The 23,103-nt window shown below is 58.6% G+C and carries 19 protein-coding genes and 2 riboswitches; of the genes, 9 read left to right on the top strand and 10 right to left on the bottom strand.

All coding sequences use genetic code 11. The features are described 5' to 3' along the window. Window positions 1–87 precede the first annotated feature (87 nt). The 5 genes from V8J88_RS04190 to lnt all read left to right on the top strand — a co-directional run bounded on the left by V8J88_RS04190 (window position 88) and on the right by lnt (window position 6,230). Window positions 88–738: a hypothetical protein gene (locus V8J88_RS04190; protein WP_338847983.1), complete on the top strand. Its 651-nt coding sequence runs from the start codon at window positions 88–90 to the stop codon at window positions 736–738. 139 nt (window positions 739–877) lie between these two features. Continuing rightward, window positions 878–1,330 carry a hypothetical protein gene (locus tag V8J88_RS04185; protein WP_338847981.1) on the top strand — a complete coding sequence of 151 codons (453 nt, stop codon included), beginning with the start codon at window positions 878–880 and terminating at the stop codon, window positions 1,328–1,330. Window positions 1,331–1,879: 549 nt separating this feature from the next. Then, entirely contained in the window at window positions 1,880–2,992 is a 1,113-nt protein-coding gene (locus tag V8J88_RS04180; protein ID WP_338847979.1) for an SGNH/GDSL hydrolase family protein, read from the top strand. 3 nt (window positions 2,993–2,995) lie between these two features. After that, window positions 2,996–3,643, top strand: a complete 648-nt coding sequence (locus V8J88_RS04175; RefSeq protein WP_338847978.1) for a hypothetical protein — start codon at window positions 2,996–2,998, stop codon at window positions 3,641–3,643. A gap of 151 nt (window positions 3,644–3,794) precedes the next feature. Beyond that, complete coding sequence (gene lnt / locus V8J88_RS04170; RefSeq protein ID WP_338847977.1) at window positions 3,795–6,230, top strand: apolipoprotein N-acyltransferase; 2,436 nt, start codon at window positions 3,795–3,797, stop codon at window positions 6,228–6,230. 15 nt (window positions 6,231–6,245) lie between these two features. Here the strand turns inward: lnt and V8J88_RS04165 are convergent, their stop codons facing one another. After that, window positions 6,246–6,677, bottom strand: a complete 432-nt coding sequence (locus tag V8J88_RS04165; RefSeq protein ID WP_338847976.1) for a DUF1178 family protein — start codon at window positions 6,675–6,677, stop codon at window positions 6,246–6,248. A gap of 165 nt (window positions 6,678–6,842) precedes the next feature. On the opposite strand from V8J88_RS04165, the gene V8J88_RS04160 reads away from it, so the two are divergent. Then, window positions 6,843–8,126 carry an MFS transporter gene (locus tag V8J88_RS04160; protein WP_338847974.1) on the top strand — a complete coding sequence of 428 codons (1,284 nt, stop codon included), beginning with the start codon at window positions 6,843–6,845 and terminating at the stop codon, window positions 8,124–8,126. A 76-nt stretch (window positions 8,127–8,202) separates the two neighbouring features. Further along, window positions 8,203–8,640 carry an HPF/RaiA family ribosome-associated protein gene (locus V8J88_RS04155; RefSeq protein ID WP_338847973.1) on the top strand — a complete coding sequence of 146 codons (438 nt, stop codon included), beginning with the start codon at window positions 8,203–8,205 and terminating at the stop codon, window positions 8,638–8,640. Between the two features lie 47 nt (window positions 8,641–8,687). Here V8J88_RS04155 and V8J88_RS04150 read toward each other — a convergent pair whose 3' ends face one another. The 9 genes from V8J88_RS04150 to V8J88_RS04110 form a co-directional block, all read right to left on the bottom strand. Then, complete coding sequence (locus tag V8J88_RS04150; protein ID WP_338847972.1) at window positions 8,688–9,521, bottom strand: helical backbone metal receptor; 834 nt, start codon at window positions 9,519–9,521, stop codon at window positions 8,688–8,690. A gap of 5 nt (window positions 9,522–9,526) precedes the next feature. Beyond that, the gene (locus tag V8J88_RS04145; RefSeq protein WP_338847971.1) at window positions 9,527–11,038 is read right to left on the bottom strand and encodes an amidase; all 1,512 of its coding nucleotides are present in this window, start codon (window positions 11,036–11,038) and stop codon (window positions 9,527–9,529) included. Window positions 11,039–11,041: 3 nt separating this feature from the next. Then, entirely contained in the window at window positions 11,042–12,577 is a 1,536-nt protein-coding gene (locus tag V8J88_RS04140; RefSeq protein WP_338847970.1) for a serine/threonine-protein kinase, read from the bottom strand. A 14-nt stretch (window positions 12,578–12,591) separates the two neighbouring features. After that, entirely contained in the window at window positions 12,592–13,470 is an 879-nt protein-coding gene (locus tag V8J88_RS04135; RefSeq protein WP_338847969.1) for a DUF3365 domain-containing protein, read from the bottom strand. A gap of 204 nt (window positions 13,471–13,674) precedes the next feature. Beyond that, window positions 13,675–15,114: a flagellar filament capping protein FliD gene (gene fliD, locus V8J88_RS04130; protein ID WP_338847967.1), complete on the bottom strand. Its 1,440-nt coding sequence runs from the start codon at window positions 15,112–15,114 to the stop codon at window positions 13,675–13,677. 113 nt (window positions 15,115–15,227) lie between these two features. Next, complete coding sequence (locus tag V8J88_RS04125) at window positions 15,228–15,551, bottom strand: PilZ domain-containing protein (protein WP_338847965.1); 324 nt, start codon at window positions 15,549–15,551, stop codon at window positions 15,228–15,230. 112 nt (window positions 15,552–15,663) lie between these two features. Next, window positions 15,664–16,962, bottom strand: coding sequence for an FAD-binding oxidoreductase (locus V8J88_RS04120; RefSeq protein ID WP_338847964.1), 1,299 nt, complete (start codon window positions 16,960–16,962; stop codon window positions 15,664–15,666). 3 nt (window positions 16,963–16,965) lie between these two features. Next, complete coding sequence (speB, locus tag V8J88_RS04115; protein WP_338847962.1) at window positions 16,966–17,904, bottom strand: agmatinase; 939 nt, start codon at window positions 17,902–17,904, stop codon at window positions 16,966–16,968. Window positions 17,905–18,030: 126 nt separating this feature from the next. Continuing rightward, a complete protein-coding gene (locus V8J88_RS04110) occupies window positions 18,031–20,511 on the bottom strand; it encodes a DUF1631 family protein (protein WP_338847961.1) in 2,481 nt (826 codons plus the stop codon). 605 nt (window positions 20,512–21,116) lie between these two features. Next, window positions 21,117–21,202, top strand: a riboswitch (glycine riboswitch). 21 nt (window positions 21,203–21,223) lie between these two features. Further along, window positions 21,224–21,330, top strand: a riboswitch (glycine riboswitch). Between the two features lie 225 nt (window positions 21,331–21,555). Here V8J88_RS04110 and gcvT point away from each other — a divergent pair. Both gcvT and gcvH read left to right on the top strand, forming a co-directional pair. Further along, on the top strand, window positions 21,556–22,671 hold the full coding sequence (gcvT, locus tag V8J88_RS04105) for a glycine cleavage system aminomethyltransferase GcvT (protein WP_338847960.1): 1,116 nt from the start codon (window positions 21,556–21,558) through the stop codon (window positions 22,669–22,671). Window positions 22,672–22,711: 40 nt separating this feature from the next. Next, window positions 22,712–23,092, top strand: coding sequence for a glycine cleavage system protein GcvH (gene gcvH, locus V8J88_RS04100; protein ID WP_338847959.1), 381 nt, complete (start codon window positions 22,712–22,714; stop codon window positions 23,090–23,092). Window positions 23,093–23,103: the final 11 nt, after the last annotated feature.

The following is a 23,103-nucleotide window of genomic DNA, read 5'->3' as shown; positions in this document are numbered from 1 at the left end:
CTTAAGATGCGCATATCGGCTGCTCCATGTTTGCTCCATATTCAGCAGGCATGATCCAGCCATCGCAGACGAATAACAGGAAACATCATGCCAACGATCCTCTACACCCCGACCGCCCGACCGGTCACCATGAAAGATGATGTCGCTGTAGCCAGCAGCATGCGCCAATTGCAAAGCGGCATCTTTTCCGATGCGCGGCGCGCCTGCCATGACAGCACAGCGAATCTGGCCGCACTCTGCGATGGCGGCACGCTGGTAATCGTGGCGCATAGCGACGCCGGACAAAAAATCGGCGCACAAGGCATGCCCGGGCTGAATGAAGCGCAGTTGTTGCAACAGTTGCTGGATGAGGGTTTACCGCTGGATCCTTCAGAGAATATCGAAATTCACCTGATCTGCAGCCTGAGCGGGGCCTGCGTGCGGCGCGACTATGTGTGGGAACACCAAGCCCCCTTTGCCGAACGCTTAGCGCAAGAATTGGCGCGCGCCGAAGCCAGCCGCTTCCTGGTGCATGGCTATGCCGGTTTTCTGGGCGAAAGCGCGGCCTATACCCAGGATTTAAACACCACCGATGAAAGCAAAAACATCTGGCGCCAGCACGCTCCGCGCCTGCAGTGGCAAGTCGAACAGGGGCAATGGCAAAGAATCGGCAGCGAAGTCTGGCTGCAAGAACGCGCCATCAAAGTGGAATTGCGCCGCAAGTTTTCAGTGCATCTGACGGTGCGCAAGGCCGCATAAACCGCAAGCCGGCCCGGACCACTGTAAAAAAACTGTATATTTTCAAAGTCTTACAGCAAAAAATGCTTTACAGCCCAGGCCCGCGCCTGAGTCTGCTGGCACAATAAGCATTGTTATCAATGCTGATTTGGAGATTTACATGTTATCCCTGCTGATGCCGCCGGCACATTCCGCACCGTTCGCCCTGCCGGGCGCTGCGCTGCTGAGCTGGCGCGCCTGGCGTGAACACTGTCTGGCCCTGCGTCTGCAAACGCGGCTTATGCGCGCGCACCAAGGCTTTTGCGTGCGGGTCGAAATCTGTACGGAAACCGGCAGCGAAAGCGGCTTGCTGTTTGACGATGGCGGCCAGATTCTGCTGTGGCGTCTGCAAGCCGGTGGCCGCCACAGCTGCATACAAATCCCGAAACGGCAACTGCGCTGGCATCACTGCGGGCAAGCCGGCGACGCACAAATTATCTGTGGCCGCGCTGCTGACAGCCTGCGCCTGCGCTACGCCTTGCCACATATTTTGCCGTCCGCCACCCAGGCCCGCTGGAGCGACAAGCGCACCCGTGGACTGTGGCAAAAACTGCATCGACTGCAAGCCGACTGACGCCCCCCGCCTTATCAGGAAATATCTGTCGCAGGCGCGACGCGCATCCTTTGGCTCAGTATGGTTTCACGCATCATTGCTCCACAATTCAACTGCATCATTTGCCATCTCCAACACAGCCGGGAGCAGATCATGCAAAACATCTCCGCCAGCGCCGCCCAGGCGCCCGCCCATCGTGCCGCACACCAGCAATGGCATGCCAAACCGCTGGCGCGCGCAGGCCGCATCGTGCCTTACTTCACCGAATAAGTCCTCGCCACGGGGGCTTATTCCGGGCAAAAAAATTTGCACAAAATTTGTTCAATTAAATTCACAGGCAAGGCATTATTTGCTATAGTGCAATGCAATTTGCATCAGAAAAATCGAGCGCTCGCTCGAATTCCCCTTTGTTTTAAAGCTGGCGTGCTCCCCTCTTTGCGCACGTATTTCTTCCATCCTGTTTCAGGAGGTAATGATTCATCTGTACCACCCATAGCAACAACGCAGCACAGCAATACCGTAACACATAGTACCAACACAATAAGATTTACCCTTATGGAGGCTTTTACTATGAACACGCAAGCACTTACCCCGTTGCAAAAACTGTTGTCCACCCTCTTCCTGCTCAGCCTGGGCGCGCAAGCCGGGGCCAGCACCTTGAATCAAAACGTATCCTGGACCATCGACCGCGCCAACACCACCAGCAAATACCGCATCGTGGCTTACGGCGATTCGATCTACGCCGGCTATAACGGCTCGATCACCAGCGCCGCCAAATACGCCGCCCCGACCATCAGCGCAGAATATCTGTCGGCACTGTGGAATGCCGATATTGAAAGCGTGCGCCGCGCCAAATCCGGCGCCGTGGCCAAAGATGTGTATGAAAACAAAATCGTCTCCGAGCGCTCCTACATGCAAGCCAGCAGCACGCGCGCGGTTACGTTTGAAATGTGCGGCAATGACGGCCTGCAAGCGCGCAGCGCATTCAAAGGCCAAAGCGGCACATGTGATTACAGCGTGCTGACGAATGCGGAAAACAATTGCCGCACCTATGTCAACGCCGCCATGGACTACATCAACGCCAATGCCTATTCCGGCGTCAAGCTGAAAGTCATTTCCAATCTCTACTACCCGGGCTATGCGGCTGACAATGTGCAAAGCAGCTGCCGCGACGCCGCCACCGGCGCCACTGTGAATATGCAGGAAAAATTCCTGCCGGTGATGGCGCGTATGAACCATATGATGTGCGATTCCGCACGCCAAAAAGGTTTCCAATGCACTGACAGCTTCGCCCAATACATGGCGGCGGACTATGACAGCAATGGCGATGGCGTGATCGACTCGGAAGCCATCCGCTACATTCCGGGCGAAAGCCAGGCCGCCTATGTCACGCGCATCACCAGCACCCTGCGCTCCACCCTGCGTGACGCAAACACCCATTTCACTTCCGCCGGCAGCAGCTACGACTACATCCAGTCTGACGACGTGCACCCGACCTACAATGGCGGCACGGTGAGCGCCGGCCTGTTTGGCGGCAGCAGCGGAACCGGGGCGCCGCGCTATACCAGCTTCAACAATGGCAAAAACCCGATCTGGAATCAATACGGGCATGAGCGCATGGGCTGGTCTGTGTCGAGCAACAGCCCGGCCACGCCGCTGAAAGCGACTGCGCTGAAGAAATAAGCCATGGCCGCGCCAGACTCAGCAAACCGGGACAGCCTGTGGCCGTCCTGGACCGGCTATGCCGCGATTGCGGCGGCATTGCTGGTGTGCGGGGTCGGCGGCGCCTGGCTCAATAGCATGCAGACGGGTTTGGCGCAGCCGGCCACAGCCGTCGCCGCCAGCGCCACCGGGCCTGCGCCAGCCGCCGCGCCGGCGCTGCCGGCGCAGGCAGCGCTCAAGCCGCCATCCCCGGTGCAAACCGCTGCCGCCGCGCCGCCTGTCGCCGCCGCCAAACCGGATTTAAGCCAGGATATCCGCCACTATCTCAAACCCGGTGAAACGCCCAGTATGCAAGAAGTGATTCAGCGCTTACACGCCGCCGGCATCCGCGAGGGCTTGGGCGCCTTTAATCCGCCGGGCACGCGTCCGCCCTTGATCGGTCTGGCAGTGCCGGAAGATTTTGCGCTGCCGGATGGCTTTGTGCGCCACCATCAGGCCACCGATGACGGGCAGCGGATTGAAGCGATATTAATGTTTGCGCCGGATCGCACTTTTTACGACCGCGAGGGACGCCCGATCAAAGTGCCGGAAAATCGCGTCGTGCCGCCGCAATATGCGCCGCCCGGCATGCCCTTGCGTCAAATCGTTTTGCCCAAACCCTTGCAACCCTGAGCGCCGTGCCGGCTTGGCAACGCCGGGCCAGGCGCTTCCACAAAAAAAGGTTGAAATATGTCCCGCGCAGCGGGTTTTGCAGTAGATTTTTTCAAAGTCCGACAAGCAGTCAGGCTCAGCTCCTCATTTTGAAACAGCGGATTGTTGCTTCATGATCAAATCCATACTGCATACGCGCTTGCGACGCAACGCCCTGGCCCTGCTCGGCGGCGCGCTGCTGTGCGCAATTTGCGGCCAGGGCGGCGCCAGCTGGCCGCTGGCTTTTGTGTTTATGCTGCCCTGGTTGCTGGGGCTGCATGGGCAGCGCGGTTTCTGGCCGCTGCTGGCCTGGGCCTGGGCCATCAGCTGCGCATTTTCATTAGCCGGTTTTGCCTGGTTCGGTGCGGCCATCGGCGCCTACACCGGGATCGGCGCGGGGGCCGGCATCGCCTTGCTGGTTTTGCTGGCGCCGTTGTTTCAGCCACAGATTCTGGCCTTTGTGCTGCTGCGCGGCTGGGCCATGCCGCGCTATGGGCATGCCGGGGCCGCGCTGATCGGCGCTTCGGCCTGGCTGGCCTGCGAGTGGCTGTATCCCAAATTACTGGGCGATACGCTGGGCCATATTTTGTATCCGGCGCGCCTGTTGCGCCAAGGTGCGGAACTGGGCGGCGCAGCCAGCCTGACTTTGCTCATTTTGCTGGTGAATGAAGCGCTGTGCGGCGCTTGCTTGCAACGCCGTCAGGGCTGGCGCGCCTGGTCTGCTCAACTCGGACTGGCGGCTCTGCCGCTTGCGCTGCTGACAGGCTTTGGCCTGTACGCCTTGCAGCGCGCGCCGGCCCCGGTGGAAGGCGCGCCATTGCGCATCGCCCTGGTGCAATCCAATCTGACCGATTATGAAGCACAGCGCAAAGCGATTGGCGCGCAAGCCCTGACCAGCAAGATTCTCGACACCCATTTCGCGATGTCATATGACGCCCTGGTGCGTCAGGGCGCACATGCCGTCATGTGGTCAGAAACCGCCTACCCCACCACCTTCGGCCAGCCGAAAAGCGCAGCCGGGGCGCACTTCGATAAGATGATTCAAAGCATTGTGCGGGAAGCGAATGCGCCTTTTGTGTTTGGCAGTTATGAGCGTGATAAGCGGGGCGAATACAATGCCGCGATCTTCCTCGGCCCGGATGGCGGCAAAACCGGCAGCTATCGCAAAACCCGCTTATTTCCATTTACAGAATATGTTCCGGCCTGGCTTGACAGCCCCTGGCTGCGCCGCGCCCTGCCCTGGAGCGGCGCCTGGCAAAGCGGCGATGGCGCACGCGTCTTGCCGCTGCGCTTGCGCGATGGCCGGGAAATCCCGGTGCTGCCCTTGATTTGCCGCGACGATATGGATGTGCAATTGGGCCTGGCCGGCGTGCGTCTGGGGGCGCAGGCGATTTTGACGATGTCCAACGATTCCTGGTTCAGCGCCTGGCCGCAGGGCGCGCAATGGCATCAGGCGGCGGCGGCGTTTCGCAGCGTCGAAACCCGCTTGCCGCAATTCCGCGTCACCACCAATGGCTACAGCGCTTTGATCGATCCGTATGGCGATGTGCTGGCCGCCAGCCGGATGGGCGAAGCGGGTTTGGTGGTGGGTGAAATCAGCCTGCGCACGCCGCCCCCGACCTTGCTGGCGCAGTGGGGCGATTGGATCGGGCCGGCTGCCGCCACAGTATTGCTGCTGTACGCGCTGCATGCAATCAGTGTGCGCCTGGGCTGGCATGCGCCGCAAATGCGCCGCCCTGATCTGCGCCAGCCGATCGCAGTGAGCCTGCTGCCGCCGGGCGTGCGCGCCGGCGCTGCGCTGCTGCGGGTTGGCGCGCGGCTGGGTTTGTTGTGGCTGGCCTGGCAGCTTTGGCGCGACGAAGCCTTACGCTTGAACACCCTGGCGCAAATGCGCAGTTTCGCCGCATTTTGCATCTTGCCGGAAGCCTTAGCCTGGGCTTTGCTGCAATTGTTTCGCACCCGCCTGACGTGGGACGCAGAGCGTTTGCAGTTTCAGCGTGGCAGCCGCTGCCTGTCGCTGCCCTTGGCGCAGATTCAACGCTGGCAAAACTGGCGCCTGGCCTGGCCCGGCCCCGGCCTGACGCTGCACATGGCCGATGGCGCGCGCTACACGCTGTACAGCCGCCAGATTGCCGTGCTGCACGCGCTGCTGCCGCCAGCCGGCGCCCCCGCCAGCCGGCTGGCGCGCTTTCAGCACCTGAAACAAAGTCTGTCACCGGGATTATGGGACGCGCCATTGATGAAATACGCCCTGCTGCCCTTGCTGCTGGCGCTGCCGGCCTATTACTTGCACCAGAACATTACGTTTGGCAGCGGTTTTGGCGAATGGCAATATCTGGGCGCGCAAGCCTGGTTGCGCGGCATGACGCTATGGTGGGCGGCCTGGGTCATCGGCATCACGCTGTGCGGCGCGCTGCTGCGTCTGGCGATAGAAGTCTGCGCCATGCTGGCCATGTTATTGCGCCCGGCGCAAGCGCTGGCGCAGCGGCAGTATTTTGAATGGCTGGGCAAACTGGCTTTATTCGCCGGCGCCCCGGGCTGGCTGTTGTTGCGGGTGTTCGGCGCGTGATCTGCGCGGGCCGCGTTATTGCAACGGCCCGTCCATGCCTTCCAGAATGGGTAAAGGCAATACGGCGATGCCCTCGTCCAATAAAGCCTCGCGCTCATCCGCGCTGACTTTGCCACGGATATTGCGCGCCTCGCTTTCCTGATAATGCATTTTGCGCGCTTCTTCGGCAAAGCGCTCGCCCACGTCTTCGGTATTGGCGATCAATTCCCGCGCCAATTGCAGCAAACGGGCTTGCGCCTGCAGGGCCGGCGATTTTTCCTCTGCCTGGCTGTGGCCGCCTTTCAAATTCAAACGCGGTGCGGATAGCGTTTTTTCGACTTGCGCGCTGCCGCACACCGGACAGCACAGCAAACCGCTTGCTTTTTGCTGTTCATAATCGGCTTGCGAAGCAAACCAGCCTTCAAAGCCATGGCCGCCCGCTTCACATCTGAGGTTATAGACTTTCATGCAAACTCCTGCGCACTGCTTGCGCCAACGTTTCAGTGTAATCCGAAAGCCGGCCCGCGCCAGCACAGATTGACACGGATTCAGGCACAATATAAAAATGTTTGATTTTTTGCGTTACAGCGCAATCCCGCCAAATAAGGCTGGCGCGCCACTTTTCAAGTCCTTATGTCCAAGCCTTCCGCTACCACCGGCCAAGCGCAGGAAACCCCAGAGCAGGCCGGCAGCGCCTTGAGCGTGCTGCGCCACAAAAATTTCAGCCTGTATTTAAGTGCGCGCGTGCTGGGCACGCTGGCGGTGCAAATGCAAAGCGTGGCGATTGGCTGGCAGGTGTATCAAATGACGCGCAATGTGATGGATTTGGGTTATGTCGGTTTAGCCCAGTTCGCACCCTTCTTTTTATTAATCTTGATCGCCGGCCATGCGGCTGACCGCTACCCGCGCCGCCGCATCATCGCGCTGTGTTTTGCGGTGCAATTATTGTGCGCGGCTTTGCTGGCCTGGTTCAGCCATGCCGGCTTGCGCAGTGTGACGCCGATCTTCGCCACTCTGTTTTTATTTGGCTGCGCGCGCGCTTTCATGATGACGGCGAATCAAGCGATTTTGATCAATCTCGTGCCGCCACAGCATTTCAGCCGCGCGCTCGCCTTGTCTTCCTCATCCTTCCATGTCGCCGTCATCGCCGGCCCTGCGCTGGGCGGTTTGCTGTATCTGGCCGGGCCGCTGACGGTGTATCTGAGTTCCGCCGCGCTGCTGCTCTTGTCTTGCGCGCTGATGCTGTGCACGCGGCCGAATGCGCAAGCGGCGCCGGCGCGTGCGGCCACCTGGAGTTCGCTGCTGGAAGGGATTCATTTTGTGCGCAAGCGTCCGGTGGTGTTGGGCGCGATGTCGCTGGATTTATTCGCAGTGCTGTTTGGCGGCGTCACCGCCCTGCTGCCGGCGTATGCGCATGATGTCTTGCAGGCGGACTCAAGCGCGCTGGGCTTGATGCGTTCCATGCCTGCGCTGGGCGCGATTTTCACCTCCACGCTGCTGGCCTGGCGCCCGATTACACGCAAGGTCGGCCCGACGCTGTTTGCCGGGGTTGCGCTGTATGGCGTGGCGACGCTGGTGATCGGCCTGTCCGCCAGCCTGTGGCTGGCCCTGCCCATGCTGTTTTTATTAGGTGCCGGCGATATGGTGAGCGTGTATGTGCGGCATTTGCTGGTGCAGCTGGAAACCCCGGACGCCATCCGTGGCCGCGTCAGCGCGGTGAATGCGGTCTTCATCGGCGCCTCGAATGAGCTGGGCGAATTTGAATCCGGTTTGACCGCCAGCTGGTTCGGCTTATTGCCGGCGATTATCTTTGGCGGCGCCGCCACCTTGTGCGTCACCGCCTTGTGGGCCTGGCGCTTTCCTGCGCTGTCGCGCATGGACCGTTTTCCAGAACCCGTGCAAAACGCCGGGCACTGAAAAAAACCTGCCGGGAAAAACCACAAGCAGGTGAAAATTTGCTGCGCAATTACGGGATACGCCCGGCTTTAGGCGTATGATGAATTCAGCGCCAGACAGTTTTTCCAAGTCAAACAGCGCTGTCAAACACAGCACCGGCGTCTGGCGCATTTACCGTAAAGAGGATGCCATGTTGCAAGTAATTGTGAATGCCGATAACAGTGTCGAACTGCATGAGCCTTTGATGCAGCACGTCGAAAAAACTGTACGCGATGCCCTGCATCATTTTGCTGAACAAATCACCCGCGTCGAAGTGCACCTGTCTGAAGCGAATCGTGAAAAAGGCGCGGATGGCGAAAACCGTTGCCTGATTGAGGCGCGTGTGGCGCATCAACAGCCAATCGCGGTCAGCGACAACGGCCCCAGCCTGCATCAAGCGATTGCCGGCGCCGCCGACAAACTCAAGCGCAGTGTGGACAGCGCCTTGGGCCGCTTGCATGAGATGAAGGTGCGCAGCGGCAGAACCGAACACTGAGCACTGCCAGTCCCCCCTGTTGCGCCGCCTGCGGGCGGCGCAATGTTTTACAGCGCGGCTGCGCGCAAAGCGCGCAAATACTCCACCCCATACACAGCGCGGCTGCCGAACCAGGAAAACATCTCGCCATCCACCAATTGCACCGGCAAACCGGTTTGCTGCTGCAAGGCGTGCGCGTGCGGCAATTCAAAACGGTAGGGTTCGCTGGAGAGCAAAATGCGGGCCGGCGGTCTGGCCGCCACCTGTTCCCAGCTGAACACCGGATAACGCTTTTCCTCTTCCCCCGGCGCGACTGGCGGCTGCCAGCTTTGCCAGCCGATCAGGGACAGCATATGACTGATATAAGTGCCGCGTCCGATGCTCATCCAGGGATCGCGCCAAATGCAATACAAGACTTCCTCTAGCGCCGGCGCCGCTGGCAAGGCATCCACTCCGCGCTGCAAAGCGCGGCATAGATTTTCAGCCTGACGCTGACGCGAAAACACCTCGCCCAGAAAACGGTATAAGGTGAAATTATCGTGCAGGGTGCAAGGGTGTGTGACCAGTACATGCGGAATGAATTGCGCCAGCTGTTCCACGCAGGGCTTTTCATTTTCGTCGATATTCACCAGCAAATGGGTGGGTGCGAGGCGGCGGATTTTATCCAGATTGACATCCTTGGTGCCGCCCACTTTGGCCACGCTTTTGACGATGCGGCGCGGGTGCATACAAAAACCGGTGCGTCCCACTATGTACGGCCCCAGGCCCAAGGCGAACAGCAGCTCCGTCAGCGATGGCACCAGGGACACGATACGAACATCATCCAAACCGGGCTGGCAGGACGGGTGCGGCAGGCCCAAGGCATCACAATTGGGCGGCAAGGCGGCGTGTATGCTATCCATATGATTTATGTTTGCGGGCGGCGTTGCGCCCAGGGTTGCGCCAATTCCAGTTCATGCGCCAGTTGCAATAGCCGCCCTTCCTGCCCCATCGGCGCGACCACATGCGTTCCCAGCGGCAAGCCTTGCTCCGTCCAATACAGCGGCACGCTCATGGCCGGGTGCCCGCTCATATTAAAAGGAATCGTCCAGCCCAGATAGTGCATGACGCGGCCAAGATTTTGCGCCACCATATTGCGCATCGCCGGCAAGCGCAGCATCACGCTCCAACCCAGCCGCCCCAGCAGAAACTGCGCCAGCGCATCTTCATGTTTGCTGGTGGACAAAGCCCCGTGCAGGGCCGGCAGCTGATTGGTGACCGGGGTTAGCAACAGGTCATAGCGTTGGAAAAATGTTTGCAGAATGCGGGTTTGCCGCAACGCCGTGCTGCGCGCCCAGGCCAATTCGCCGGCGGACATTTTTTCTCCCATGCGCGCCAACACCAGATTGCCGGCCTCCACTTCGCGCCAATCGATTGTGCGGCCCAGGAGTTGCGGCGCGCTGCGCCACAAATTCGCCAGCTCGGCGCAAACCACCACCAGCATCACGCGGCATAATTCATCCGCACTGTCCAAGGGCGGGCTGGCAAGCTCGACTTCATGTCCCAGGCTGCGCAATAGATTGATGCTGTGCTGATGCGCCGCCACGACTTCGGGACATGGGGCGCCGCCCATGGGCGGGGTCAGACTGCAGGCGATCCGCAGACGCGGCAATTTGTGTTCGATTTGCTGTAAAAACGGCTGCGGCGGCGCCATGCGCACATGGGCATCGCCCCAATCCGCACCGTCGAGCATGATATCCAGCATGGCGGCGCTGTCGCGCACGCTGCGGGTAAGCACATGCTGCTCCACCAGACCTTGCCAGAATTCGGCAAACAGCGGGCCGCATGGCGAGCTGCCGCGCCCCGGTTTCAAGCCGAAAACGCCGCAGTTGGATGCCGGAATGCGGATTGAACCGCCGCCATCGCCGCCATGCGCAATCGGCACGATGCGGGCCGCCACTGCAGCCGCCGCACCACCACTAGAGCCGCCGCAAGTGCGCTTCACGTCCCAGGGGTTGCAGCTGACGCCGCTCAAAGCAGACTCGGTGACCGGCAGCACGCCAAATTCAGGAGTTGTGGTTTTACCGAGGAAAATCAAACCGGCTTGGCGGTAGCGGCGCACAATCTCGGCGTCTTGTTGCGGCGTCCATTGCGCTAACAGGCGGCTGCCGCTGGCAGTCGGATAGCCGGCCACGTCAGCTAACAAATCTTTGAGCAGAATCGGCAAACCGGCCAATGCCCCGTCAGCGTTGCGCGCCGCCGGCAGCATTTGCCGCGCCAGTTCCGGCATGCTGCGATACACCACATTCAAACGCGGATTGAGGCGCTCAATTTCGCCCAGCATGGCTTGCAGCAATTCTTCATGACCGAGTGCGCCGCTGCGCAGCGCCTGGGCTAATCCAATCCCATCCAGTGTTTGATAATCGGCCGCGCTGATCATGGCTCAGTTCAAGCCGCACTCGCGCAGAAACTTGCTGCGCTCAGCTTCACTGGCCAGATTATCCGCCAGCAAGTGGTAAAACTCGTGCGCATTCGCAGTCTTGCCGGCGGCGCGCTTACAGACAATTTTGGCGATCGGGCCGATGTAGGCAGTCAGGCGCTGTTCCGCCTGCGCTTGCAATTCCGGCGTCAGGGACGGGCCAAGAGCGGTGGTGTTGAGGCCGGTGCGCAAAATCCCGCTGCGATTCGCCGCCGCGCTGGTTTTCATGCCGCTGCCCAAACCGGACAAACTGCCGCCGCTGCGCATACCGGGCGAAGACATGCGCGAGGCCGAACTGAGGCCGGAATTAATCCCGGACACGCTCCCCCCCATTTTCTTGCGCAATTGCTGCACCCCTTGCAAAAACATGGTGCGCCCGCTGTCATGCGGAATGTGCTGCAACAGGTCTTCGCATAAGTGGTCCAGACTTTCCGCATTCTGCAGCGACTTTTTGACAAACACCTTGGCCACCGGGCCGATCTGGGTGGACAGCAGGGATTCCAGTTCAGGCAGAATTTCCAGCTTCCACGGCGCATCCGTCATATAGGTGGCGTTGAGCTGGCTGGCGTCCGGCAGGGCTTGCGGCGGCGTCGGCAGGATTTCTTGCAATTGCTCGGGCGGCACACGCATGGCCAGCACAGTCATATCTTCTTCACCGCCAGCCGCTATGCCAGGCTGACGGCTGACCCGATAGGCCTGCAACAGCGCTTCCATAAAGCTGCGCGCATTGTCATAGCGCACCAGCGGATCTTTGGCGATTGCTTTATTCACCACCAGATCAAAGAAATTTCCCAGGGCGGCATGATGACTCGATGGCGGCGGCGGATTTTCATTCAAGACCTGGTACATGATTTCATGCGAACTGCCATTGAAGGGACGCACCCCGGTCAGCAGTTGGTACAACAGCACGCCGGTCGAAAACACATCCGAGCGCCGATCTGCGGTCTGGCCCCTGAATTGTTCCGGCGACATATAGCAAGGCGTGCCCACCACTGCGCCGACCTGGGTCAGCGTGGAGGCTTCAATGCGGGCGATGCCAAAATCGGTGATTTTGAGATGGCCATCGCGTTCAATCAGCAAATTCGCCGGTTTCACATCGCGATGCACCACGCCGCGCGCATGCGCATAGTCGAGCGCGCGCAAGAGTTGCGAGATCCACGACACCACTGCCGCCACGTCATTTGGCCGCCCCTCATGCATGAGCGAAGACAGCGGGGTGCTGTGCACATATTCCATGGCGATGAAGGCATTGTCTTCGGTTTCGCCATATTCATAGACTGCGACAATATTCGGATGGGTTAAGCGGCCTGCCGCCTGCGCCTCATTTTTGAAGCGCGCGATCAGGCCCATTTCCGGGTGTTCCGCTAATAGTTGCTTGTGGATGCTCTTGATCGCCACCACCCGTTCGATGAAGGGGTCAAATCCTTTGTACACGACCCCCATCGCGCCCTTGCCGAGCACGCCATCGATACGGTATTTGCCAAGTTTTTCCAGACTCATTGTGTGTCCATCATTCATTCTTCAAGCATACGCATGGCGCTGGCCAGACTGGTGCGCATACGACCAAAAGATTGCGCCAGTTTGCTGACTTCATCGCTGCCGCCGGTGTTGAATTCCGCCGCGTCAAATTTACCCATGCTGACTTCATCCGCTAAATGCGCCAGTGCGGTGATGCGACGGGTCACGAAGAAATACACCATCACGTTTAACGCCACAAACAGGAAGGCGAACACGCCTAACAGGGAGAGCATGAAGCTGTTCCAGATTTCTGCGGCGCGCTTCATCGGCACATCCATCGGCACCGAGATGATCTGGGCGCCGACGATTTCATTGAGCTTCCAGCCAAAGCCATTATTCGGCCCATATTGCGCCACCATGGGCTTGGGCGCGGCTTCCGGCACGCTGTGGCAGATCAGGCAGGCGCCGTCTTTGATTTGCAAAGGCTTGGCCATGTACAAAGAGCGTCCGGTGGAGGAATCGCGCTCGCCGACGATTTCGGTGGTGGTGTTCTGCCGCCGCATTTCATTCACCACATCCGCTTCCCAATCGGCGGTGCGGTCACGCGGGTTGGTCGGATTCAAGGTCGCTTCTTTGTAGGAGAACGCAGGATACTTTTCCAGCAAGGCATGCAAATGCTCAGTGGCGGCATACGAAGGCACGGATTGCGGCAGAAAGGTTTCCGTCATCAAGGGTTTAATCAGGGGCAACACCTGCTTGGTGGTGTAGGAGCGGGTCGCCAGCGCGGAATCCATCAGCATACGCGCAGTGCGCAGGGTTTCTTCACGCGCATTGTTTTTCAATAGCCGGTCGGCGACAAAGCCGGCAGCGACAAAGCCAACCATGAACACCACAATAAAGACCAGATTGAATTTTGCTGCAAGTGAGAGTTTCATGGACTTGGCTCCACATGAAAATGGCTGGCGCACCAGCCCGGTTATTGGCGAATCAGACAGGATTCTACGCCCACAAATGGGAAAAAATATGGAGAACACGCGCAATGCTGTAAAAAAGCGCTGTCTTTATCGGGGAATATGAAAAAAAGAGAAGCTTTTATGGCAATGCGGCCAAATAATATTTCTACACGGAAATAATTCAGCTCAGCCCAGAATGTCGAACAGATTGCCGGGACGGGTCTGCCCTCCATCGCCGAGAACCCCGCTTTGCTGGCTGTATTGGCGCGCCAGCATATTCGCCTGCAAGGCCAGCGCTTTGCTCAGGCTGTCTTTCTTTTGATTCAAGCTGCTGATGTTTTTGCTGATATTACTGAGGTCACGGCTGATGCTGCCGCCATTGCCGGTCAAGGCTTTAATCTGGCCGTCGAGCGACTCTGCCAGGCCGGAATTGCTGCTGGTGAATAATTGCGCCACAGCGGCGGGATCGGCATTCACGGCGTTTTTGAGCTTTTCCTGATCAACCTGCAAATCGCCGTTTTTTTGCACGCTGATGCCGATTTTATCCAGCGTCAGGGAAAAGCCATCGCTGCCGGTCACACTGGCGGTTTTCAGGACGCGCAATAATTGATCTTGCACCAGGCCCGGCGCGCGTTCATTTTTCAACTCGTTTTGCTGCAGGCTGCGCACTTTGGCGTTCAGGCTGTTGAAACTGCTGACCAGATTGTTGACGTTTTTAATCACTTGCTGATTATCGCGGCTGACCACCACATCTGTCTGCCCCTTGGCGACAAGCTTCAGGCTGACGCCCTGCACCGCATCGCTGACGGTATTGCTGCTGCTGGTGAATTCTTTGCCATTCACACTCAGCTTGGCATCCTGCGCCTGCACGGTTTCGGTCAGCGCTTTGGCCCCATTCGGATCATATGCCAGCAGTTTTTGCAGATTGGAATCACCCGTGACGCTGATTTTCAATTCATTTTTGCTGCCGCTGGGGCTGGCCAGGGACAGTGCAAAACTGGCGCCGACTTTAACGACTGATGCTTTCACGCCGAAATTGGCGTCATTAATGCTTTGCACAATTGATGACAAGCTTGATCCGGTCGGATTGATGGTAATGCTCTTGTTTTCCTTACCGGCTTTGAAAACCCCGTTTGTGCTGCTGCCCAATTCAAACCGGATCTGGGTCGGCACATCAGCCGCCAGGGCCAAATCGGCATCCTTCACCGTTTTGCTCTGCAACACCTGGCCTTGCGCCAGCTGCCTGACTTGCACCGCATACGTGCCGGCAGTCGCCTTGGCCGAACCGAGCGCATTTAACACCTTGCTGTTGCCACTGACCGCGCTGGTGGACAAGCCCTCGCCGCGCACCCCTTGCAACACGTCCTGCAAACCGGAGAGCGCGCTTTGCAACTGCCCCAAGCCGGAGAGTTTGGCGCGATCTTGATTCAGGGCGGCATTCAGTTTCGGGGCTTGCGCGCTTTGCGCCGCCAGGGTGCGCGAGATGCGAGCCAACACTTCAGGGGAAACACTGGTGGGACTGCTGGAAGCGCCCAGGCTGGCCGAACTGGCCGCAGCGCCGCCCGATGAGACGCTGGAAGCGCTCAAACTGTTCATCACTGCGGTATTGTTGATATTGGCGACCATGGCAATCCTGAACTGAGACAAGCAGCGGCAGCAAGCCGGGCTGCCTTCAGTTTAGCAGCCGGATGCGGAAAAGACAGTTGCTTGCAATTGCGCCGCAAGCAGTATGAGGCGCGTCAAGCTTCCATATAGCGCGCAATGGCGCTTGAGCTTTGCAAGTCAATATTCTGGAATTGCAAGCCGACTTTAAACCCGTCGTGACTGCTGTAAATGCAGTACATCACCTTGGCGCGCGAGGAGACTGCATAGGTTTTACCATTAAAAAACATTTCAAACGCCACAAAACAATTCGCGCCGGCAGGTATCTGCACCGGGCAGCTCAGCGCCATCCCGTTTGCTCCCACATCCATAGAGCGCACCACCATGGGATGCGCACCGTCTATCGCAAAATTTGTTTTGACCCGCAGCACCTTGCGCGGGGTTTGCCTGTTTTCAATCATGCTCTTCTGCCTGACTTGACAGTAAAAAATAAAGAAACCACATCCAAGGCTGTTGCAAGTTGCATTATGCTGCTTGGCAGCAGAATGCGCAAATCCGGCAGACGGTCAAAAATTACAGCAAATCCAAGAGACGATACCATGCCATGCCCAAAACCAGGGCCGGGGTGCGCATCATGCGCCCGCCCGGAAATGGCAGATGGCGGATGCGCGCCAGTAAATCAAAACGCTCCGCCTGGCCGGCAATCGCCTGCGCGCACAACTTGCCGGCCATACCGCTCAAAGCCAGACCGTGGCCGGAAAAACCTTGCAGGTAATAAATATTCGGCGCCAGGCGGCCAAAATCCGGCGCCCGGTTGACTGTGATGTCAACAAAGCCGCCCCAGGCCCAGGGAACTTGCAGATCAGATAATTGCGGAAACACTTCCAGCATACGCGCGCGCATGCTGGCGGCCAGATTCATTGGCGTCGCGGTGCTGTAGCTGACGCGCCCGCCGAATAACATTCTGTGGTCAGCGGTGGGGCGGAAGTAGTCCAGCACAAAATTGGTGTCGCAGACCGCCGCACGCTTGGCGATCAAGGCATCTGCGCGCTCCTGTGTCATGGCTTCGCTGGCGATGATATAAGTGCCGACCGGCATGATGCGGCTTTGCAAACCCGGCGCCAGCGCAGGCGAAAACTGATCCAGATACACATTCCCGGCCAACACCACAAAACTTGCGCTGACTTCCCCCTGTGCGGTGCGCAGCAAGACGCGCTGGCCTTGCTGCATGCTGTTGACCGCACAGTTTTCGTAAATTTTCACGCCATGCTGCTGCGCCGCCTGCGCCAGTCCCAGGCAATATTTGAGCGGATGCAAATGACCGGACAGCGGATCATAGGCGCCGGCGTGAAAACGCTTGCTGGCAATCCATTGTGAAACATCCTGCGCCGGGATTTTTTGCATGCGATAGTCAAAACGGCGTTCCAATTCATCGCACCAGTCAAATAAACGGCGCGCTTTTTTGGCATTCACCGCCAGACTCAGATAACCTGGCGTGTAGTCGCATGCGATTTGATATTGCGCGATTGTGGCGCGCAGCAATTCCATGGCTTCGACGCTGATCATCCAGGCGCGCCGCGCATCTTCGCCGGAAAACTGCTGCAAAATCGCGTCATCGCTGGCATAACCGACAATCGCCTGGCCGCCGTTTCTGCCGGAGGCGCCCCAGCCCACACGGCGCGCTTCCAGCAGCGTCACGCTGTAGCCGCGTTGCGCCAGATGCAAGGCGCTGGCCAGGCCGGCATAACCGCCGCCAACCACGCACACATCGACCTGCTGCCTTTCCTGCAAAGGCGGCAGTGCAGGCGCGCGTTGCACGCTGGCTTCATACCAGGATTTTTCTGTTAATGCGGCTTCTTTATCGAGCAACATAGATCACCTGTGACCACGCATATGGCTGATGCGCCCCGCCAGATATGTCCAGACAAAGGCGGCTGCGGCCTGGGAAGTCAATTCAGCGTGATCATAAGGCGGCGCGACTTCCACGCAATCCATGCCGCACCACGGCAGATCAGCCAATTCCTCCAGCAGGCTCAAGACTTGATTCGTGCTTAAGCCACCCGGTTCCGGCGTGCCGGTGCCGGGCGCAAAGGCGGGGTCCAGGCAATCGATATCCAAACTCAGGTACAGCGGCAAGCCCTGGGCTTGCACACGTTGGCGGATTTCCTGAATCACGCCTTGCAATTGCGCCGGGCTTTCCAGGCCGCGCAATTCGCGCGCCGTAAATACTCTGCCGCCGACGCTGTTGACGTACTCACGCGCGGCGCGCTCGCCGGAAGAACGGATGCCGATCTGCATGGTGGCTTGCGGCGCCAGCAAGCCTTCCTGCAGCGCTTCATAGACCCAGGTGCCATGGCCGGAAGGTTCGCCAAAATGATCTGTCCATGTATCGCAATGCGCATCAAAATGCAGCACCGCCAACCGGCCATGCTTTTTATACAAAGCGCGCAGCAATGAAAGCGTGACCGAATGATCGCCGCCCAGCCAAACCATATGATGCTTGGCCAACAGGGCCGGCGCTTGCGCTTCGAGCGCGGCGCGGAATTCGCTCAGGGAAGTATTCGGCAAGCGCAAGTCGCCGGCATCCGCGACAAAACCTTGCAAACCGACATCGAAAAACGGATGTATTGCATCGCACAACATATGCGAAGCGCTGCGTATCGCTTGCGGGCCGAAACGCGCTCCCGGACGGTTGGTGACAGCGCCATCCCAGGCCAGGCCGGCGATGCAAAACGGCAAGCCGGTCTGCGCTGTGCGCATGGCGCAAGAGGCGAACGGCATGTGCGAAAGAAAAGCGAATTCATGTTGCGACATAGCTTGCTCCAACTGGCAGGGAGTGGTGTTTTGCATTGTGCCAGAGTGTGCGCGAAACGGGCGCATTCCGGCTGACTGCAAAAAAATAACGGCAGCCTCAGCTGCCGTTATCTGACGCATGAAAATTTAAGCAAACTGCTGCACAGCCTCATCATTGACCGGATTGCCGCCCAAGGCCTTGGTCAGCGCAGAGGTCACCACACCGCCGGTGCGCAGGACATGCACGGTTTTATCGCGGAAATGCTGCGCCAGTTGTTCCGCCGACAGCGAGAAGCTTTCCTGACGCTGGCCGGCAGAGAAAATAAACAGGCTGCGCAAAGGGCTGATCCAGGCCAGCTTGAGCCGGCGCACCACGCCGCCGTTTTCCTTGGCGGCGAATTCAAGCCACATGCCGCGCTGCAAACGTTCCACCGTTTCATTCGACTCGTCATAAACGGTTTCTTCATCTTCCTGCTTGAGCGCAGCGCGCTGCATACGCCGCTCGGCGGCCTGCTTGGCCACAGAAACCGCGATTTCGAGCTGGCGCTCCGGCGTCAATTCGAGTGGCGCGCGCACAATCGAGGCATGGGTTTCGGCCAATTCGGCAAAAAACTGCAGGCGCTCGGCATCATCCCACTTCACCACATTCAGCCATTTATTGAGCATCGCCAGCATGGTCGGCAATTTACCAATCAATTCTTTACGCTCTTGCGCGGTGATCTTGGGTTTGACGCTCCAGATCAGGTCATCCATGGTCTTGACAGCGCTCTTGACCGCTTCCGGCTTTTCATCCTGCACGCTGTAGGCGATGGTCAGCACATTCACCCATTTGTTTTCCAGGAAGGTTTCGACAAACGCCACCACCTCGCCGGTGCCAATGCGCATTTCCACTTCATTGCGTGCGGTCTTGTTGGCCTGCACCAGTTTTTCCTGACGCAAGGCAGCGGAAATCGGGGCGGCGATGGCGGTTTCCGTAGCCTGCTCATCTTCACGGATCAAGCTTTCCAGCTCATTCACCGCTTCCGAGAAGTGCGAAGTCTGGACATCGGTTTCGCGCTGGATACGGTCCAGGCTGCGTTGCAGCGCCTGATACATCGGATCTTTACGGCCTTGACGCTGTTCCCAGCCAATCGAGATCTGGGTCAACAATTCGATCAGACGGCGCGCCGGGTGTTCTTCCTGGTAGAAGAATTCCTTGTCCATCAAGGCGGCTTTGAGCACCGGAATCTGCAATACGCCAACCAGTTCTTTGATTTCCAGCGGAATCGCAGGATCACGGAACACCGTTTCAAAGATCTTGGCCAGCAAGTCGATGGTGGTTTCATCAATCCGGGTCAAAGCGCCTTTTGGCGCTTGCTGCTTGACCATGGGCAGATGCATCAGCTGTTGCGCCTGCGCGTCAAGTTCGGCGGGTGCGCCAAGTGCGCCGGCGCCCTGCGCCACGCCTTGTGCAGCACCGCCAACGCTGTGCTGCGCGGCATGCGCCTGTTGCTGCAGCATCGAGGCGCCGCCATTGCTGAACACTTTTTGCTGTAAATCGGCAAGGAAGCTGAACAACTGCTTGCTGGACTGCGCAGAATTCATGCCAAAGTCATGAATCGCCGACAAATCCGGCACGAAGTCGCCGCCGCTGCCGCCGGCGCCAGCTTCAGGCGCGGCTTGCTGCGCGCCCGCGCCTTCAGCCGCACCCGCCCCCGCAGCCTGATACGCCGCACCGGCGCTGCCGCCGGGAGCGAAATTGCCAAACGACGGCGCGCCATGTGCGGGGCCATTCTGGCCGGCGCTCCACGGGCTGCCATATGCCTCGCTGCGCTCGAACAGGCGGCGCAGCTGTTGCGACAATTGCAAAGGCGGAATCGCCTCAGGATCCGGCGCAAAGGCCGAAGGCGGCAAGGGCGCCACGGTAGGATGCGGATCCGCCATATCCACGCTTTTGCCGCGCCGGGCGTCCACGGCGCCGGGCAAAATCGCGCGCGATTTCAAAACATTGTTCAAGGCTTGATACACCGGCCCCAGATCAATGAAATTATCTTCAGTCAAAAACGGCAGCAACATCTGGTCGGCGTTGAGTTCCTCATCGAAACTCGACCAGGCTTGCTGGAAGGCAGCCAGGAAAATGTCGGGGCGGAAAGGATTTTGCGCGTTGCTGATCTGGTCGCGCTCCAGCAGGAAGGCCAGGCGGATATTCAGGGCGGCCAATTGATCGACATGGCGGATTTCAAAAGGCCGCGCCAGGCTCGATAGCATGACCTTGGATTCCATCTCATCGTAAGACACCAGCGACAGGCCGCCGCTCAGCTTGACCGGCGCGCGCGCCTTGACGCCATGTTCCAGCACCCCGACTTCCTGCAGCAACAAACCGCCCAGGGTTTGCAACACCAGCCCCAGATAGGCAGTGCCCTTGGCTTTCAGCAGATTATTGGCGCGGAAACAGAAGTTGGTGGTTTTGGCGTCAGCGCCTTTTTCGGCGCATTGCATCATGGCTTCGCACAGACGGGCGACAAAAGGGGCGTACAGCTCATTGACAGCGCGTGCGCTGACCGGAATCAGGCTTTGCAATACCTCCGTCTGGCGCGACGGGGGGCGCGGTTTGACAGCCTGCTTGCTTGCGACAAAATTCTCGACCATGGCATTACCCACCTGATTGTATATTCCGGCTGCGCGATTTCTCGCACTCTTGTATTGAGTCAATGTGCTCAGTCGCAAACATGCACGGCCGGCCTTGACTCTTATTGATGTGCGCATCCGCTCAGCGACGCAGACTCCGGTTGCCCCACTAGATAAACTGATGGCCCTGAATTGAACCGCCAAACCTCTGTGAGGCGCGGCAGCATGCGCGCAAACGCATACTTGTTCAGTCAGGTTACGGAATGATGTGCAAAGGACCGCAGGCAGCGCTTATTTTCTTGTTTCTGGGCTGGTCTGTTTCGGCACACCGCATTTCCTTACGGCAACTTTCATACCGTATTGTGGCATAAAATTTCCATGAGGCAACACCCAAATTGTAACAAGCGCCTGCCGCATAAACTTCCCACAGGCTGTGCAGATTGCCATGCAAGTATCGCACAAAATTCAGGCAAAAAACATAGATGCATGCTCTAGCATCTTACCAAAAAAGCATTTATCTTATGTGCATCTGCAGCAATAAAGCGCTTTGAATGACATCATCCGCGCCGAATCCGGCACAGAGATGGTAAATATTTGACAGCGCGCCAAACTACCCCTATATTGCGGGTTCCCATCCAGGAGAGCGCAGGAAAATCTGCCGCCGAAGGGGCATCACCCAAAAACTCTCAGGCAAAAGGACTGGACGGGAGGTTCGCGCAGCGTATGCTGTCATCAACCAAACTCTGGAGAGCGAGTACGCCGCAACACACGGCGGGTTCCACCGAAGGGGCGCACGGGGCAACCCGTAATCTTTCAGGTATCAAGGACAGAGGGGTACAGTTGGCAGAGCGAACCAGGGAGCCTGCCGGGAATAGACAAAATCTACTGCAAAACCAGCAAGCCGGGCCATATTCCACCGCCTTTTTGATCAATAGCGCCACTATTGATACTGCAAAGCCGGTAAAATCTTACCTCGACCTGCTGATTTTTCGCTACGATTATCCATCCCCGCCAGACTCCAGCGTCTGCCATCCCCTATTTCAAACTTGGTGATGAGGTCTTTCCATGACGCAAAAAACTCCACTCAATTCTGTCCATCGTGAGCGCGGCGCGCGCATGGTCGATTTCGGTGGTTGGGACATGCCAGTCAACTATGGCTCGCAAATTCAGGAACATCACGCGGTGCGCAAAGATTGCGGCATGTTCGATGTGGCGCATATGTGTGTGGTGGATCTCGAAGGCGCAAATGTGCGCCCTTTCCTGTCCCGTCTGCTGGCCAATAATGTGGCTAAACTGCAAGTCCCCGGCAAAGCCCTGTATTCCTGCATGCTGAATGAAGCCGGCGGCGTAATTGATGATCTGATCGTCTATTTCTTCCGTGAAGATTGGTTCCGCCTGGTGGTCAACGCCGGCACCGCCGAAGGCGATATCGCCTGGATCCGCCAGCAAAACGAAGCCAGCGGCGCCAATCTCACCATTACCGAACGGCGCAGCGCCAATCAACCACTGGCCTTGATCGCTGTGCAAGGCCCGAATGCGCGCGCCAAAGTCTGGCAAGTGCTGCCGCAAACCCAGGCCCCTTCCGCTGACATGAAACCTTTCAACGCCGTGCTCGTGCCCGACACCGCATTTGGCGAAGTGATGGTGGCGCGCACCGGTTACACCGGCGAGGATGGCTTTGAGCTGGGCGTGGCGGCGGAACAAGCTGCGGCCCTGTGGCAAGCGCTGGAAGCCGCCGGCGTCGCGCCGGCAGGTTTGGGCGCACGCGACACTTTGCGTCTGGAAGCCGGCATGAATCTGTACGGCCAGGACATGAACACTGACACCAATCCGCTCGACGCCGGCCTGGCCTGGACGGTCGATCTGCAATCTGAGCGTGATTTCATCGGCAAAGCGGCCTTGCAAGCCAGGGGGCAGCAAGCCCAATTCCTCGGCCTTTTGCTGCGCGAATCCGGCGGCGTGTTGCGCGCCCACCAGCAAGTGCATTGCGCTGACGGCAGCGTCGGCGAAATCACCAGCGGCACGTTCAGCCCGACCATGCAAGTCGCGATCGCCCTGGCGCGCCTGCCGATGAGCGTGCAAATCGGCGATACGGTGCATGTGGCGATCCGCGATAAAAAACTGGCTGCAAGCGTGGTCAAACTGCCTTTTGTGCGCAACGGTAAAGTACTGGCTGCTTAATTTATTTTTTAGACAAGCAATTATTTTTTGGGAGCAAATTATGTCGAACATTCCAGAGGATCTGAAATACACCGAATCGCACGAATGGGTGCGCGTGGAAGCTGACGGCAGTGTGACCGTTGGCATCACCGACTATGCGCAAAGTTCGCTGGGCGATGTGGTGCACCTGGAATTGCCTGCGGTCGGCAAAGTGGTCGAAGCCGGCCAGGATGTGGCGGTGGTGGAATCGGTCAAGGCCGCCTCTGACATCTACTCTCCTCTGAGCGGCGAAATCATTGCCGCCAATGACGCGCTGGCCGGCAGCCCGGAACAGCTCAATGCTGACGCCTACAGCGCCTGGCTGTTCAAGCTCAAGCCGTCCAATCCGTCTGAACTGGGCGAATTGCTCAGCCCGACGGCCTACGCGCAAAGCAGCGACTGATCTTCAGCTGA

It is taken from the genome of Massilia sp. W12, from assembly GCF_037300705.1.
GTDB lineage: Bacteria > Pseudomonadota > Gammaproteobacteria > Burkholderiales > Burkholderiaceae_D > JACPVY01.
Note: the sequence above shows the minus strand (reverse complement) of the source record. Positions and strands in the feature narration are given on the sequence as shown.